The sequence below is a fragment of the Pseudomonas sp. AKS31 genome, from assembly GCF_023634765.1.
Lineage (GTDB): Bacteria > Pseudomonadota > Gammaproteobacteria > Pseudomonadales > Pseudomonadaceae > Aquipseudomonas.
In genome coordinates this window covers 116,568-131,957 of the sequence record NZ_JAMLFX010000006.1, presented here as the reverse complement: position 1 = coordinate 131,957, position 15,390 = coordinate 116,568, and the positions used below count along the sequence as shown (strand labels likewise).

Annotated in this window: 11 protein-coding genes and 1 pseudogene; 6 read left to right on the top strand and 6 right to left on the bottom strand. The window is 59.3% G+C overall.

The annotated features are described in order from the left end of the window. Nucleotides 1–72: 72 nt before the first annotated feature. Nucleotides 73–1,143, top strand: coding sequence for a fatty acid desaturase (locus tag M9827_RS18175; protein WP_250606468.1), 1,071 nt, complete (start codon nt 73–75; stop codon nt 1,141–1,143). Between the two features lie 177 nt (nt 1,144–1,320). On the opposite strand, the gene M9827_RS18170 is transcribed toward M9827_RS18175, so the two are convergent. The 3 genes from M9827_RS18170 to M9827_RS18160 are packed head-to-tail and all read right to left on the bottom strand — an operon-like array spanning nt 1,321 to nt 5,356. Continuing rightward, nucleotides 1,321–2,931 (bottom strand): arylsulfatase, encoded by a 1,611-nt coding sequence (locus tag M9827_RS18170; protein WP_250606467.1) that lies wholly within the window; start codon nt 2,929–2,931, stop codon nt 1,321–1,323. Between the two features lie 14 nt (nt 2,932–2,945). Continuing rightward, the gene (locus M9827_RS18165; RefSeq protein ID WP_250606466.1) at nt 2,946–3,761 is read right to left on the bottom strand and encodes an ABC transporter ATP-binding protein; all 816 of its coding nucleotides are present in this window, start codon (nt 3,759–3,761) and stop codon (nt 2,946–2,948) included. Continuing rightward, a complete protein-coding gene (locus M9827_RS18160) occupies nt 3,758–5,356 on the bottom strand; it encodes an ABC transporter permease (protein WP_250606465.1) in 1,599 nt (532 codons plus the stop codon). Before M9827_RS18160 ends, M9827_RS18165 begins: the two co-directional genes overlap by 4 nt. A gap of 396 nt (nt 5,357–5,752) precedes the next feature. Between M9827_RS18160 and M9827_RS18155 the strand changes: the two genes are divergently transcribed. Continuing rightward, the gene (locus M9827_RS18155) at nt 5,753–6,766 is read left to right on the top strand and encodes an ABC transporter substrate-binding protein (protein WP_250606464.1); all 1,014 of its coding nucleotides are present in this window, start codon (nt 5,753–5,755) and stop codon (nt 6,764–6,766) included. A 108-nt stretch (nt 6,767–6,874) separates the two neighbouring features. Here the strand turns inward: M9827_RS18155 and M9827_RS18150 are convergent, their stop codons facing one another. Then, nucleotides 6,875–7,795 carry a LysR family transcriptional regulator gene (locus M9827_RS18150; RefSeq protein ID WP_250606463.1) on the bottom strand — a complete coding sequence of 307 codons (921 nt, stop codon included), beginning with the start codon at nt 7,793–7,795 and terminating at the stop codon, nt 6,875–6,877. A 181-nt stretch (nt 7,796–7,976) separates the two neighbouring features. Here M9827_RS18150 and M9827_RS18145 point away from each other — a divergent pair, with 181 nt between their 5' ends. Next, the gene (locus tag M9827_RS18145; RefSeq protein ID WP_099757694.1) at nt 7,977–8,885 is read left to right on the top strand and encodes a TauD/TfdA dioxygenase family protein; all 909 of its coding nucleotides are present in this window, start codon (nt 7,977–7,979) and stop codon (nt 8,883–8,885) included. Between the two features lie 182 nt (nt 8,886–9,067). Here the strand turns inward: M9827_RS18145 and M9827_RS18140 are convergent, their stop codons facing one another. Together M9827_RS18140 and M9827_RS18135 are read right to left on the bottom strand one after the other, a co-directional pair. Then, entirely contained in the window at nt 9,068–10,684 is a 1,617-nt protein-coding gene (locus tag M9827_RS18140; protein ID WP_250606462.1) for an alkaline phosphatase family protein, read from the bottom strand. Nucleotides 10,685–10,899: 215 nt separating this feature from the next. Next, nucleotides 10,900–11,844 carry a LysR family transcriptional regulator gene (locus tag M9827_RS18135; RefSeq protein ID WP_250606461.1) on the bottom strand — a complete coding sequence of 315 codons (945 nt, stop codon included), beginning with the start codon at nt 11,842–11,844 and terminating at the stop codon, nt 10,900–10,902. A 165-nt stretch (nt 11,845–12,009) separates the two neighbouring features. Between M9827_RS18135 and M9827_RS18130 the strand changes: the two genes are divergently transcribed. The 3 genes and pseudogenes from M9827_RS18130 (at nt 12,010) to M9827_RS18120 (ending at nt 15,113) form a co-directional block, all read left to right on the top strand. Next, complete coding sequence (locus tag M9827_RS18130) at nt 12,010–14,370, top strand: TonB-dependent receptor (RefSeq protein WP_250606460.1); 2,361 nt, start codon at nt 12,010–12,012, stop codon at nt 14,368–14,370. A gap of 39 nt (nt 14,371–14,409) precedes the next feature. Beyond that, nucleotides 14,410–14,597: pseudogene (locus tag M9827_RS18125) on the top strand (ArsR family transcriptional regulator); the annotation flags it as partial. Between the two features lie 189 nt (nt 14,598–14,786). After that, complete coding sequence (locus tag M9827_RS18120) at nt 14,787–15,113, top strand: hypothetical protein (protein WP_007952780.1); 327 nt, start codon at nt 14,787–14,789, stop codon at nt 15,111–15,113. Nucleotides 15,114–15,390 lie beyond the last annotated feature (277 nt).

The window sequence follows — 15,390 nt, the reverse complement described above, 5'->3', positions numbered from 1 at the left end:
GGCGTTCTCGGCTACCGCGAAACAAGGTCTGACGAGGCACGATGCGAGCATCCATAAACAGAGGATGGAAGCATGGACGGTACTTCTGCAAGTCCCCAGCGACACAATGCTGCCCAGCGATCAGCGCATATTCGCGAAGTGGTGCTGGCCAGAGGCGTCGAGCTGCGTCAGCGCTACCCGATTCTCCAGCATCAGGATGCGCTGGGCGCGGGGATTCTGGCCTTTGCCCTGGCGGGGATGATCGGTTCGGCAGCGTTGTACATCAGCGGCCATATGGCGTGGTGGGTGTGCCTGCTGCTCAACGCGTTTTTTGCTTCGCTGACCCATGAGCTGGAGCATGACCTGATCCACAGCATGTACTTCCGCAAGCAGCGTGTGCCGCACAACCTGATGATGGGCCTGGTCTGGCTGGCGCGGCCGAGCACGATCAACCCGTGGATCCGCCGGCATCTGCACCTCAATCACCACAAGGTCTCCGGGACTGAAACCGACATGGAGGAGCGCGCGATCACCAACGGCGAACCATGGGGTTTTGCGCGCTTGCTGATGGTCGGCGACAACGTAATGTCGGCGTTTATCCGCATGCTGCGGGCCAAGACCTGGGCGCACAAGTTCAGCATCATCAAGCGCACGCTGAAGGTCTACGCGCCGCTGGCGCTGGTGCATTGGGGCGCCTGGTATGTGTTTCTCGGTTTTCATGCGGCCAATGGCATCGCCTATCTGCTGGGTTCGCCAATCGAGTGGTCGGCGACGACGTTGTCGGTGATGCAGGTGATCGATATCGCCGCCGTGGTGATCATCGGCCCGAATGTGTTGCGCACGTTTTGCCTGCACTTCATCAGCTCGAACATGCATTACTACGGCGATGTCGAGTTGGGCAATGTGCTGCAGCAGTGCCAGGTGCTGAACCCGTGGTGGTTGTGGCCGTTGCAGGCGTTTTGCTTCAACTTTGGCAGCAGTCACGGGATCCATCATTTTGTCGTGAAGGAGCCGTTTTACATTCGCCAGATGACCGTACCAGTGGCGCATAAGGTGATGCGCGAGATGGGCGTGCGGTTCAATGATTTCGGCACGTTCGGGCGGGCGAACCGCTTTGTTCGTCGGGATGAAGTTGCGGTGTCTGGTGAGGCGGTGGAGGCCTGACAAGCTGCCCTCACCCTAGCCCTCTCCCAGAGGGAGAGGGGACTGACCGAGTTGTTTGCGCTTGATACATCGACCTGAAACTGCGAGTCGAACTCAGGTTTGAAGAACATGAAGATCTGCTCCCTTTCCCCCTCTCCCTCTGGGAGAGGGCTGGGGTGAGGGGCTCTTGATCCTGTCTCAATCCGGCTGAAACGGCGAAGCACTGAGAATCACCCCGGTCTCTTCCACATATTGCTGCCAATGCCCGATCAACGTGCTGAGCTTGTCCGGCTCACTCAACGCCAGATCATGAATCTCCCCCGGATCACTGCTCAAATCATAGAGCTGCCACGTCGCCGGCCCCACCGGCCCGGGAATCCATACCGCTTTCCACGACCCTTGGCGAATCGCTCTCCGTCCGAACAACTCCCAACCCGTCACCGTATGCTCGTCATGCACTTGCGCGGTCTCGCCGGACAAGAATCCCAACCACGATTTACCGCGCAACGGCGCTACCGGTTTGCCGTGCCAGAGCTTGCCCGGATGCCTCACGCCGGCCAGATCGAGAATGGTCGGCGTGATGTCCATCACCGTGCCGAAACCATGGCTGATCTGCCCTTTGAGCGGCAACTGCGGATAGTGCAGCAGCGCCGGCACGCGAATTCCGCCCTCGGTGGTGAACGCCTTGAACAGACGCGACGGCGCAGTCGCTACCTGCGCCCAGTTCGGCCCGTACCAGACGTAGGAATTGGCCCGGCCGATGTTGTCCAGGCTGTTGTCGTAATGCTGGTTCAGATAGGTCATCAACTCCGGCCCGAATTTCGGGAACGCCTCCAGCAGCGCACCTTCGGCACCGTTGTCGGACATGAACAGGATGAACGTGTTGTCGAGTTGCCCCTGCTGGCGCAGATAGTCGACGACCCGGCCGATGTTCCAGTCCATGCGCTCGACCATCGCCGCGTAGACCTCCATCGCCCGCGCGGAAATCTGTTTTTGTTCCTCGCTCAACGCGTCCCACTGTTGGGTCAACTGAATCAGTGGATGCGGCTCGACGTCTGGCTCGATCAGCCCCAACGCTTTGAGTTTTTCCAGTCGCTCCAGACGCAGCACTTCCGGCCCGGCGTCATAGCGGCCACGGTATTTCTCGACAATGTCGGCCGGCGCCTGCAACGGCCAGTGCGGCGCGGAGAACGGCAGATAGGCGAAGAACGGCCGGCTCTGGTCACGCTCCTTGAGGTATTGCAGCAGCTTGTCGCCAAAGGCATCGGAGGAATAGAAATCCTTGGGCAATTCGTCGAGGAAGTTGTCGTCCTCGATGTACAGCGCCGGGGTGGATTTCAGCAGACCTGGGGTTTGCTCATCGTAGGTCGGCTCGAAGCCGTAATGGTTGGCCGCGCCCGGCAACAGCGAAAACGAGCGCTCGAAACCTCGTGCATGGGGCGCCAGTTCGGCCTTCAGACCGAGGTGCCATTTGCCGCTCATCAAGGTTTGATAACCGGCCTCGCGCAGCAGCTCCGGCAGCGCCACAACACGATCATTGAGGTAACCCTCGTAACCCGGTTTGCCGATCAGCTCTGGGGTCAGCGCTTCGGCCATGGTGCCGATGCCGGCGATGTGGTGGTCAGTGCCGGTCAGCAACATCGAACGGGTCGGCGAACAGGTTGGCGCGGTATGAAAGTCGGTCAGGCGCAGGCCGTTGTTGGCCAGGGCATCAAGGTGCGGCGTGGCGATTTCGCCGCCGAACGCACCGATGTCGGAGAAACCTAAATCGTCGGCAAGAATCACCAGAAAATTGGGACGTTGCGGCATCGCAAAACTCCTGTTCAGCAGGCAATGAACGTCAGCGGCAGATCGCGGATCTGCACTGGCACGCTCGGTTGGTAATGGTCATCACTGGTCAGTTCGTGCAGCAGTTCTTCACGCAACTGATGGAAGTCGAAACTGCTGCGCTGACGCGGGTGCGGCAGGGCGATGTCGACCACTTGCTTGATCCGTCCCGGGCGCGGCTCCATCACCACCACGCGGTCGGCGAGGAAGATCGCTTCTTCGACGTCATGGGTGACGAGGATCGTGGTGATTTTTGCGCGATCGCGAATCGCCAACAGCTCGTCCTGCATCTGCTGGCGGGTCAGTGCATCAAGGGCACCGAAGGGTTCATCAAGCAGCAGAATGCGTGGGCTGGCGACGAGGCCGCGAGCGATCGCCACGCGCTGGGCCATGCCGCCGGACAACTGATGCGGGTAGGCGCGGGTGAAATCGCGCAGGCCGACCAGATCGATGAAGTCGTTGATCCGTTGTTGCTTCTGCGCAACGCTCAGCGGTTCGTTGACCAAGCCCAGACCGATGTTGTCGGCGACGGTGAGCCACGGGAACAAACGGTGCTCCTGAAAGACGATGCCACGCTCGCCACCGATGCCGCTGACGGCTTTGCCGTCCACGGTAATCTGCCCGCGAAACTGCGTATCCAGGCCCACCAGCAAGCGCAGCAAGGTGGATTTACCGCAGCCGCTGGAGCCGACAATGGCGACGAATTCGCCCTCGGCGATGTCCAGGTTGAATTCGCGAATCGCCTCCAGTTCGAAACCGTCGACGTCGAAGGATTTGCCTACGTGATTGAAGCTGACAATCGGTGCGTTCATGCGTGTCTCCAGCGGGTCGCGTGAATTTCCAGGCGTTGGCCAATGAGGTTGAGCAGGGCGCCGGTGAGACCGACGAAAAGCATGCCGGCCATGATCAGGTCCATGCGCAGCAGTTGTTGTGCGCCAATCATCTGGCTGCCGATGCCGCCATTGGACGGCATGAAATATTCGGCGCCGATGGTGCCGAGCCAGGCGTAGATCAGGCTCAGGCGCAGACCGGCGAAAATCCCCGGCGCGGCGCCGGGCAGCACTAATCGACGCAGACGCTGGCCGAGGCTCAGGCGCAGCACTTGCGCGGCTTCGTTGAGCTGTGGCGAGAGGTTGGCGACGCTGCGTTGCGTGGCGATAAACAGCGGGAAGAATGCAGCGAGGGCGACGAACACCCACTTTGCCAATTCGCCGAGGCCGAACCACGCGGTGAGCAGCGGCACCCAGGCGAAAATGGCGATCTGGCGGATGGCCGCGAGAGTTGGGCCGAGCAGGCGTTCGCTGGTGCGCGACAAGCCCAGCAGCAAGCCGAGGGCGAAACCGAGTCCGCCGCCTAACAGCAAACCGCCGAGGGTGCGACCGAGGCTGAGCGCCATGCCGCTGATCAACGTGCCATCGAGCACGCCAGCCCATGCCGTGCTCAAAACGGCCAACGGGCTGACCAGAATATTGGCGTCGACCCACTGCTGGTCACTCGCCAATTGCCACAGTGCCAACAAGCCCAACGGCAGCAGCCACGGTTGCAAACGCTGCCAGCCTTGATAGCGCGGGCCGCGACGGATTTCGGCAGTGGCCGGGTGCGGCCAGTGCACCAGTTTCTTGTCCAGCAGACCGATACCGCGATCCATCGCCACGCCGATCAAACCGATGACGACGATGCAGACGAACACGATGTCGAGCATGAACAGTTGTCGCGCCCAGACCATCAGGTAGCCGATGCCTTCGCTGGAGGCCAGCAACTCGACGGCCAGCAATGAGGTCCATCCGGCGGCGAGCGCCAGACGTACGCCGGCCATGAACGCGGGGAGGGCGGCGGGCAATACCAGGCGCCGAATCAGCAGGCGTGGCGGCAGGCGCAAAACGGCGGCGGCTTCACGCAATTTCGGCTGGGCATCTCTTACGCCGACGAGTGTGTGCAGCGTCACCGGCACCACGATCGCTTTGATCAGCACCACCAGTTTCAGCACTTCGCCGATGCCGAAAAAAACCATGAACAAGGGAATCCACGCCAGCGTCGGTACTTGCGACAGGCCGGCGAAGGTCGGGAAGATCAAACGTTCAAGACGCTGACTGAAGCCCAGTGCTGCGCCGAGCAATGCACCGGCCGAAACCCCGGCAAGCAGGCCCCAGAACAAACGCTGCAGGCTGATCCACAAATGGCTCCATAACTCGCCTTGAGACAGCTCGACAGCGCTGTTCCAGACCAGCGACGGCGCCGGCAAGATCTGCTCGCTCATCCATTCATTGCCTGCGGCCAGCCACCACAGCGTGAACAGACTGAGCGGCAGCAGCCAAGGCAACAGGCGTTGGTTCAGGCTTGGCCAGGTGCGGCGGCTTTTCAGCGGCGGCGCGGGCAGGGGGAGACTGAGCAAGGATTGGCGGGCCATGGGTGACCTCCGTTGTCGGGTTGGCTCAAGATCAAGATCAAAAGATCGCAGCCTTCGGCAGCTCCTGCGGGGGAATGCGTCCGTGAAGTGACCCCTGTAGGAGCTACCGAAGGCTGCGATCTCTTGCGGTATTAACTAAGAGCTAATGGTTATAAATAATCTTTAATAAGTTGTTTTTAGAGATAAGCAGCGCCATTTAAGGCCTCCAGCCCACACGCATCCAATGCATTCGAAGAATATTTTCAATGCTGTTAATGCATATGCCGCTGCAAGCCCCGGCGCTGCTCGCTTAGCGTAAAAAGCTATAAAAATGTGCATTTATAGTATTTAAGCGCTGGTAGTCGTTCGGCCTACTTTCGGCTCCTCAACGCCCGTCGTGATCAAGGAGCAGCACCCATGAACCTTCCCTTCAAACGTGTTTTCAGTCTGTTTGCCGTTCCGGCTCTGGCGGGCCTGCTGGCGTTCACCGCGCATGCCGACGAGCTCAAGGAAATCAGGATCGCCGTGCCTGACCTGAGCGCCGGCACTCAGCACAGCGGTGGGGGTGTGGTTGATGTGTTGCGCGATCAGCAGATCTTCGAAAAGGCCTTCGCCGATCAGGGCATCAAGATTCAGTGGAGTTTCTTCAAAGGCGCGGGACCGGTGATCAATGAGGCGTTTGCCAACGGTCAGGTTGATCTGGCGTATCTGGGCGACCTGGCGGCAATCATCGGCAAGTCCAACGGCCTGGATACGCGTTTGCTCAGCGCCAGTGCCCGTGGCGTGAAGCAGTATCTGGGCGTGGTGCCGGGTTCGGGGATCAAGACGTTGCAGGATCTCAAGGGCAAGCGCGTGGCGATCTTCCGTGGCACCGCGACGCAGTTGTCGTTTGATGCGGCGCTGGCCAGTCAGGGCCTCAGCGAGAAGGACCTGAAAGTCATCAATCTGGATTTCAATGCGGCGGTCGCGGCGTTGGCAGCCAAGCAGATCGATGCGTCATGGGGCAGCTCCGGGTTGAGCGCATTGCAGGCCAAGGGGCTGGCCGAGTTGCCGCTGAACACCAAGGATCTCGGTGGCGCAGGCAGCGTGCAGTCGGTACTGGTCGGCACGGGCAAGTTTGTCGACGCGCACCCGGAAGCAGTGGCCAAGCTGCTCAAGGCGCAACAACAGGCCGTGGAGTGGCTGACGCAGGACAGCAACAAGGCCGCTTACGTGCAACTGGTCTCGGGTTTGGCCAGCTATCCGCCGGTGATCCTGACCCAGGATCTGCAGGATCAGAAGTTGAGCGAAGTGTTCCCGTCGACGCTGGATCCGGTGTTCCTTGGCAAGTTGCAGGACTCGGTGGATCTGGCGGCGAAGGAGAGGCTGATTCGCAAGCCGTTCAAGGTCAGCGATTGGGTGGCGCCTGAGCTGGCTGCGGCCAAGCTATGAATCTCTAGCGCCTGCTCTGGCCTCTTCGCGAGCAGGGTTCTTAGGTGAACACAGATTCTGCATTCACCACCGAACCACTGTGGGAGCGAGCCTGCTCGCGAAAGGGCCCTAAACAGCGACGCTGATCTTCTGCCGATCCACCGCCACCAACGTCTCGATCATTGCCCGTGCCGCCGGCGACAGCCGAAACCCGGTACGACTGACAATCCCGCAGCGCGCATTCATGCTCTCCAGGTTCTGCGGCAAATTGCGCCAGTGCAGCAACACCAGCGAACCCTTGGCAATGTCCTCGACAAATGCCTCCTCCGTACCGACGCCAATCGCATTCGATTGCAGCACCACTTTGACCAGCGCCGGAAAGTGCTCGGTCTCGATGCTCGGGGAAAAATCGATGCGCCCGCTGAGGTTCGCCAGCAGTTTGCGAATGCCCGGCGGGATCAGCGTGGTCGCCAGCGGATAGTCGAACATATCGTTGGTCGACAGGCTTTCCTTGGCCAGCAACGGATGCCCCGGGCGGCAGAAAAACACCCCGCGCTTGGGCGTCAGCGCCTGGGTCTGGAAGTTCGGATCGGACTCGAAATGGCGAATGTCGGCGATGAAGAACTCGATCTCTTCACGGCTCAGTGCGCGGCTGAGTTTTTCCCAGTTATCCACCTGAAAACAGGTGCGCACTTTCGGGTGCGCATTGATGAATTGCGCCACCGCATCCGGCACCAGTTTCACCGCCGGTGCCGGGCCGCAGCCGAAGTGCACCTCGCCGGCGTCGAGCTTGGTCATCTGCGTCACTTCGGCGCTGAGCAACGCTGCGCCCTGCACCAGCGTCAGGGCGTGTTGCAGCACCACCTGGCCCTCGGGCGTGGGGCGCAGATCCTTATTGCCGCGATCCACCAGTACGCAACCGAACTCTTGCTCCAGCCCTTGAATACTGCGGCTGAACGCCGGTTGAGTGATGCCCATCGCGTCGGCCGCGCGGACAAAACTGCGGTGTTCGTTGAGGGCGATGAAGTAACGCAACTGGCGAAGATCCATATGCTTTTCCGGCATCCTAAAAATAGCTCGAAGGCATTTGCGACGAGGGTTACTAGAGGTTTTAAATGCATGCTCTTATTCCGTCAACGAAGCATGTGGCTATCTATTAGATGTAAATGGAATATAGATAGAGCGTTGTTTCGCTGCCGCCAAACCGTAAGCAGTCGATGAGGGTCTACCCATGAGCAATGCCGCACTCGCAGTAAAACCCGCTGTCCACGCGCTGGAAATTCATCCGGTGGCCGGTCGTATCGGCGCCGAGATCCGTGGCGTGCACCTGTCCGGTGAGCTGGACGCCGCCACCGTCGAAGCGATTCAACAGGCCCTGGTCCAATACAAAGTCGTGTTCTTCCGCGAGCAGACTCAGCTCGACGATCAGCGTCAGGAAGCCTTCGCGCATTTGCTCGGCGAGCCGGTGGCGCATCCAACGGTGCCGTCCCGCGAGGGCACGCGTTATCTGCTCGAACTGGACGGCGCCGAAGGCCAGCGCGCCAACTCCTGGCACACCGACGTGACCTTCGTCGACGCCTACCCGAAAGCCTCGATTCTGCGCTCGGTCGTCGCGCCGGCGTTCGGTGGCGATACCCTGTGGGCCAACACCGCGACGGCGTACAACGGCTTGCCGACCGAGCTGCGTGAACTGGCCGACAAACTGGTCGCCGTGCACAGCAACGAATATGACTACGCCAGCGCGAAACCGGACGTCTCGGCGGAGAAGCTTGAGCGCTATCGCAAGGTCTTCACCTCGACCGTTTACGAGACCGAACACCCCGTGGTCCGCGTGCACCCGATCAGCGGTGAGAAGAGCTTGCTGCTGGGGCATTTCGTCAAACGCATCAAGGGCTATTCGCAGGCGGATTCGGCGCATCTGTTCGGGCTGTTGCAGAGCCATGTGATTCGTCAGGAAAACACCGTTCGCTGGCGCTGGAAGGCCGGTGATGTGGCGATCTGGGATAACCGCTCGACGCAGCATTACGCGATTGATGATTACGGCACTCAGGATCGAGTGGTGCGTCGGGTGACGTTGAAGGGGGAAGTGCCGGTTGGGGCTTCGGGACAGCGTAGCCAGACCATCAAAGGTCGCGATTGAAGATCAAAAGCCCCTCATCGGAACGCCGCCCGCCCAGCCCTCTCCCGGGGGGAGAGGGAGCCGATCGGGGGCTTTTCGAACCTGAGTTCAACCTTGATATTTCAGGTCGGCGTAAACCTAAAAAACAACTCGTTCAGTCCCCTCTCCCTACGGGAGAGGGTTAGGGTGAGGGGCTCTTAAAGCTACCAAACACCAATCTGAACAACCTTCTCGGCTTCCGGCTCACCATAACGAAACCGCTGCCCACGCCAATCAATCTCCTGATGACTAATGGTCGTGCGCCGCTTCAACCCGCGCACCCACTCAAACAAATACCCCGCATGTTCCTCGCGCACCGCCGCGAACGCCGGATCATCTCCCAGGTCACGCAGCTCCTGTGGATCATTCAACAGATCAAACAACTGCGGCCGAAAGCCGTCGTACGCCAGGTATTTCCAGCGCTCGCTACGCACCATGGTCATGCGGCAACGGTCGATCGGCTGGCCCAAACGCTCGCGCGCCGGCGCCTGAAAGGCGTAGTCATATTCACTGATTGCATAGCGGCGCCAGTCCGGATTTTCGCCGTGTAGAAGCGGGATCAACGAACGCCCTTCAAGCCGATGCTCTGCTCCCGGCAGCCCTAATGCTTGAAGAAACGTCGGCAGTGCGTCGATGGTTTCCGCCAGTCGCTCATCAACCGTTCCGCGCGTGATATCTGCCGCCGCCCGAGGATCGCGCACGATCAGCGGCACACCAACCGCCTGCTCCAGCAAATACTCCTTCTCTCCCAACCAGTGATCACCGAGAAAGTCGCCGTGATCGCTGGTGAACACGATCAACGTGTCCTCCCAACGGCCGTTGCTCTGCAAAAAATCGAACAGCCGCCCGAGTTGATCATCCACTTGCTTGATCAGACCCATGTACGTAGGGATTACAGTCAATCGTACTGAATCGCGGGAGAAGTTGAGGCTTTCCTCATGCTGGCGAAAGGCAGCGTATACAGGGTGTTTGCTGGCGTCGGAGGGCGTCGCGCGGACTGCTTCGAGAATCGATTTCGTACTGTACAAGGCGTGGTACGGCGCCGGTACGATGTAGGGCCAGTGCGGTTTGATATAGGAGAGGTGTAAACACCACGATTTCTCGCCTTGCTCGGTGATGAAGTCGATGGCTCGATTTGTAGTGTAGACAGTCTCTGAGTGTTGCTCGGGAATTCGTGCTGGCAAATTCGCATGACGCATTTGCCAGCCACTGAGGATTTCACCGTTCGTGCCTTCGGCGGCGTTGGCCCAGTCGTGCCAGGGGTTTTTGCCGTCGAAACCGTGTTCGCGCAGGTAATGGGTGTAGGGCGCGGATTCGCGCTTGTCGTCGAACAGCGGGTCGTCGGGATAGATGCCGTCATGGCGCATGTAGGGTTCGAAGCCGACTTCGTTGAGGATTTCGGCCTGTTCGCTGTCGGGGTTGATCGCCAGGCGTTGCAAGGCATCGATATTCGCCGTGGCGTGGGTCTTGCCGACCAGCGCAGTACGAATGCCGTGGGGGCGCAGGTAATCGCCGATGGTCAGTTCTTCCAGCGGCAACGGCACGGCGTTCCACGCCACTTGATGACTGCTGACATAGCGTCCGGTGTAAGCAGACATCCGCGACGGGCCGCAAATCGTGCCTTGAGTGTAGGCGCGGCTGAAACGTACGCCGGCTGCAGCCAGGCGATCGATGTTCGGCGTGTGCAAATGCGGATGGCCGTAGCAGGACAGGTAATCGCGGCGCAGTTGGTCGCACATGATGTACAGCACGTTGCGCACGGGGTTTGGCGGGGTGGGCATGGGGTTCACCGGTCAATGGGACAGGCGAGGGTTGTCGCTTTCGCTGGGGGTGTTCGGCAAGTGCATTTGGGGAATGGGTTTTATGCAGGAAATGCATCGTTGCCTGCACTGCCGCCATCGCTGGCAAGCCAGCTCCCACAGGTATTGGGAGTGTTCAAATGGTTTGTGCTCGGCGCGAATCATGTGGGAGCTGGCTTGCCAGCGATAGCGGTGGATCAAACGGCGAGATTCTGCAGCGAGCAAACCTCCTCATCCTGCTGATCTATCGCCTTGATCTGCTCAATCATCGCTTCCGCCAACGGCGACAACCGATACCCCGCCCGGCTGACAATCCCGTAACGGGTGTACAACTCCTCAAGATCATCGGCCAACCCTTCAATGCGCAGACACACCAGCTCACCCTTGGCCTGATGCAACGCATCCGAATACGCGCCAACAATCCCGATCGCCTCCGAGCGCAGCACCACGCTGAGCAGGCTGGCACTGTTTTCACATTCCACATTGGGCGTGAAATCCGGGCGGCCGCTGAGGTCGATGATGACCTTGCGCAGGTTCGGCGGACGAATACTTACCGCCAGCGGATAGCTCATCAATTGTTCGGCCGTGACCCGCTCAAAACCGGCCAGCGGATGCCCCTCACGGCAACAGAAATGCCATTTGCGCGGACGCAACCGGTGCGTCAGATAGTCTGGATCGGCCTCGAAGTAGCGCGTGTCCGCGACGAAGAATTCGAACTCCTCACTGAGTAACCGCTTGCTCAGACTCTGCCAGTCATCGACCTGAAACTGCACTCGCGCTTTCGGATAGCGCCCTATAAAGCTGCCAATCGCCCGAGGGATCAAACCCGCCGCCGGCGCCGGCCCGCAACCGAAGCGTAATTCCCCCGCTTCCAGCCCTTTGAACTGACTGATCTCGTTGGCCATCTGCTGCGCGCCACTGACCAGTCGCCGCGCGTGCTCCAGCAGCACCTGGCCCTGTTTGGTCGGCGGTAACTCCTTGCGCCCGCGATCAACCAACTGACAGCCAACGCTGTGCTCCAGCGCCTGAATGCTGCGGCTGAACGCCGACTGCGACAGGTTCACCGCCTGCGCGCCGGCGACGAAGCTGCGTTGTTCAGCCAAGGCGATGAAGTGACGAAGTTGGCGCAAGTCGATATGCATTTTTCACATAAAAAATATCCGGGAAATGCATTGGATATGCATTAGGTCGACTCCTTATAAAGGCAATCTCTTATGCAGTAAATATTTGTAAATCCATAAATAAATAACTTAAAAGAATATGCAGCGTTGATGATGTCTGTGTGTTTTTTGACCAGGAGCCGCGCCATGAGTCCGTTGAACCTTGCGTCACCCTTAACGCCACGACGGCTCAAACGCCTGCCTCTGGCCCTGCTGCTGGCAGGGAGCGCGAGCTGGACTCACGGTTACGCCGCCGAAGCGGAAACCCCGGCGCCGGTGCCGGCCGGCAAGCCTGCCGCCAACAGTTCACAACTGGAAACCGTGACCGTCACCACCCGCCGTCGCGAAGAAAGTTCGCAGGACGTACCGACGCCAATGAGTGTGGTCAGCGGACAGAATCTGGAGACGCAGCGCGTCTACCGGATTCAGGATTTGCAGCAACTGGTGCCCAGCGTCAACGTCGCCTACATGCACGCGCGGCAGTCCAGCGTGTCGATCCGTGGCCTCGGCAACAACCCGGCGAGCGATGGCCTGGAAGGCAGCGTGGGCCTGTACATAGACAACGTCTATCTGGGCCGTCCGGGGATGGCGGTGTTTGACTTGATGGACATCGAGCAGCTTGAGGTCCTGCGCGGGCCGCAGGGCACGTTGTTCGGCAAAAACACCACCGCCGGGGTGATCAATATCAGCACCCGCGCGCCAACTCTCACGCCTGAGCGCAGCATCGAAACCTCGGTCGGCGAGGACGGTTATTTCCAGACCAAGGGCACCATTTCCGGGCCGCTCAACGACCAACTGGCCGGGCGTTTTTCGGCCTACCGCACGCGCAGTGACGGCGACATCAAAAACGAATACGACGGCCATGATTTGAATGGCGGATCGCGCGAGGGCTTCCGCGCGCAACTGCTGTTCAAGCCCAATGAAGATTTCAACCTGCGCTGGATCGGCGACTACAACGAAGAGGATTCCAGTGCCGGTACCCGCGTGCTGTACAACACCGGGCCGACCATCAACGGCGTCAATCTCTATCAGGCGCGGGCCAATGCCGCCGGCGCAACACTGGTCAACGGATCGCACCGCAAGGTCAATCTGGACAATGACCAGCATGTCACCGTGCATCAGGGCGGCACCTCGGTGGAGGCCAACTGGACGCTGCCAAGCGACTTCACACTGACCTCGATCAGTTCCTATCGCTTCTGGAATTTCACTCCGCGCAACGACGACGGCCTCAACGTGCCGGCGAGTTATAACGCCGGGGTGTCGGTGGAAGACAAGCAGTACTCGCAGGAATTTCGCCTGGCCTCACCCAAGGGTGAGTTCTTCGATTACGTCGTGGGCGCCTACTACTTCGGTTCGGATCTGGACAACAAATCCTTCGCCTATTACGGCCCGCAAGCCGATATCTGGAATGGCACGGCGCGCGGAGCGCTGGCCAATGTCACCAGTATTGGCAACGGCCATATCAAGACCGACAGCTTCGCGCTGTTCGCCCAAGGCACCTGGCACCTTACCGAGCGGCTGGACTTCACCGCCGGGGTACGTGGCACTTATGAAGAAAAATCTGCCTGGGTCACACGGGATGCGCCGATTGGTGGCGCTGCCGTAACGGGCGCTGCGGCCACGGCGCGGCGCGGTCGTGCCGGCGCCTACGATTCCGGCGATCTGAATCAGTACAGTTCCAGTCCGTCCGGGCTGCTCAACCTCAGCTATCGCATCACCGATGATGTGCTCGGCTACGCCACGTTGTCCCACGGCGAGAAATCCGGCGGGGTTAACCTCGCGGTCGGTTCCGCACCGGTGGCCGGCGCCGATTCGTTGCTGATCGGCACCGAACGCGCGAACAACGCCGAACTCGGTTTCAAGAGCACGCTGTGGGACCACCGTTTGCAACTCAACGCCAACGTGTTCTGGACCCAGGTCAATGCTTACCAGACCAACGCCTACGACGCTGAAAACCGCGTGCAATACCTGACCAACGCCGGTTCCGTACGTTCACGCGGGGTCGAGTTCGAAAGCACGGTGATCCCGTTGCGCGGCCTGACATTGAACATCAACGGCTCCTACAACGACGTCAGTTACCTCTCGTACAAAGATGCCCCGTGCCCGCCGGAAGTCAGCCAGGCGCCGGGTGCTCCAGCGTCTTGCGACCTCAGCGGTCATCAAGTGGTCGGCGCCTCGAAATGGATCGGCAACGCCAACGGTGAATACAAATGGAATCTGGATAACGGCTTCGAACCCTACGTCACCGCGAGCTATGCGTTTCGCTCGAAAGCCGTCGGCACGGTCGAGGATTCCGACTACGGACAGATCCCGAGTTACGCCGTGGTCAACTTCTCCACCGGCCTGCGCGGCGACTTCAATCAGGGTCAGTGGGACGTGTCGCTGTGGCTGAAAAACGCCTTCGACAAAACTTACTACACGACCCTGTGGACGGGCGGCAACGGCGGCTATGAAGGCCTGCTCGGCACACCGCGCACGCTGGGCGTCACCGGTCGCTACGACTTCTGATTCGTCGCTCTGGGATCAGAGCTGGAGTGGGGCGGCAAAAAAGTAGTCTGGCAGTACAGCGCGGCGAACTCAAAGCTGCCGGGGTGGGCGTTTTACGGTTCGTCTATCAGCAGGCGTATCGGGCGCTGGCTGTGAGTTATGACTGGGTGCCAACGGGTACGCCACGCTGCGAGACGGGAGTTAATGCCCCGGTTGTCGGCGCGCAACAAACCAGTGCCAGTCGTTAGTTTAATTGGAATAAGTGCTCGAACGAACGGCGATAAATTATGAGCGAGTTGAATGGTGCTTATTGCAATTTGGTTGGTAAGTCGCGTGGACAATAGTTGAATGTCCGACCATTCTGACTGTCGTGAGTTTCCAGGAGGGAACTTGCTCTCATCGGAAGACACTTATCCAACGATAAAGGAAATCTTGTTATGTCGAGCATTAATGGCAATTATGTAAACGCTAACGCTGGCGCCAAACTGACGATTACCGATGGCAACGACTCCAACGGCACCTTCAGCGGAAAATTCAGCCAGAACGGCGTCAATTACGACATCGCATACGGTCACTACCATTTCCAGAACAGCACCGGGCAGCCTACGATCATCACTTTCGCGGCGTTGAATGACGGCACTGGTTATCAGTCCTGGACATTGTTCTCGCCGGATCACAATTACTCGAAAGTTCGTGCGGTTGGCTCGCGTACCAACTTTGATGGTGATGTTGTTGGCCTGGCCGGGGAATTCGTCAAGCAATAACATTTGTTTTACAAGAAGGGCCGACGCACGAAAGTGCGCCGGCCTTTTTTCTTGTTTCGGGAAAATAATAATCAACTATCTACTTGGTATTAGTTGTCCCATAAAACCGGGTCAGGCGAATTTGATGCGTTGCATGAATACTTTCAATGCCTGAAAAGCATGCCATTTTCACGGCATCGCTGCAGCCCGCGTGGCACGTGGCTTTGGCGGAATTGATCAATTCATATATTCCATAATGGCCTATGCATAACGTTAAAGATTACTTTCGGAAATAAGC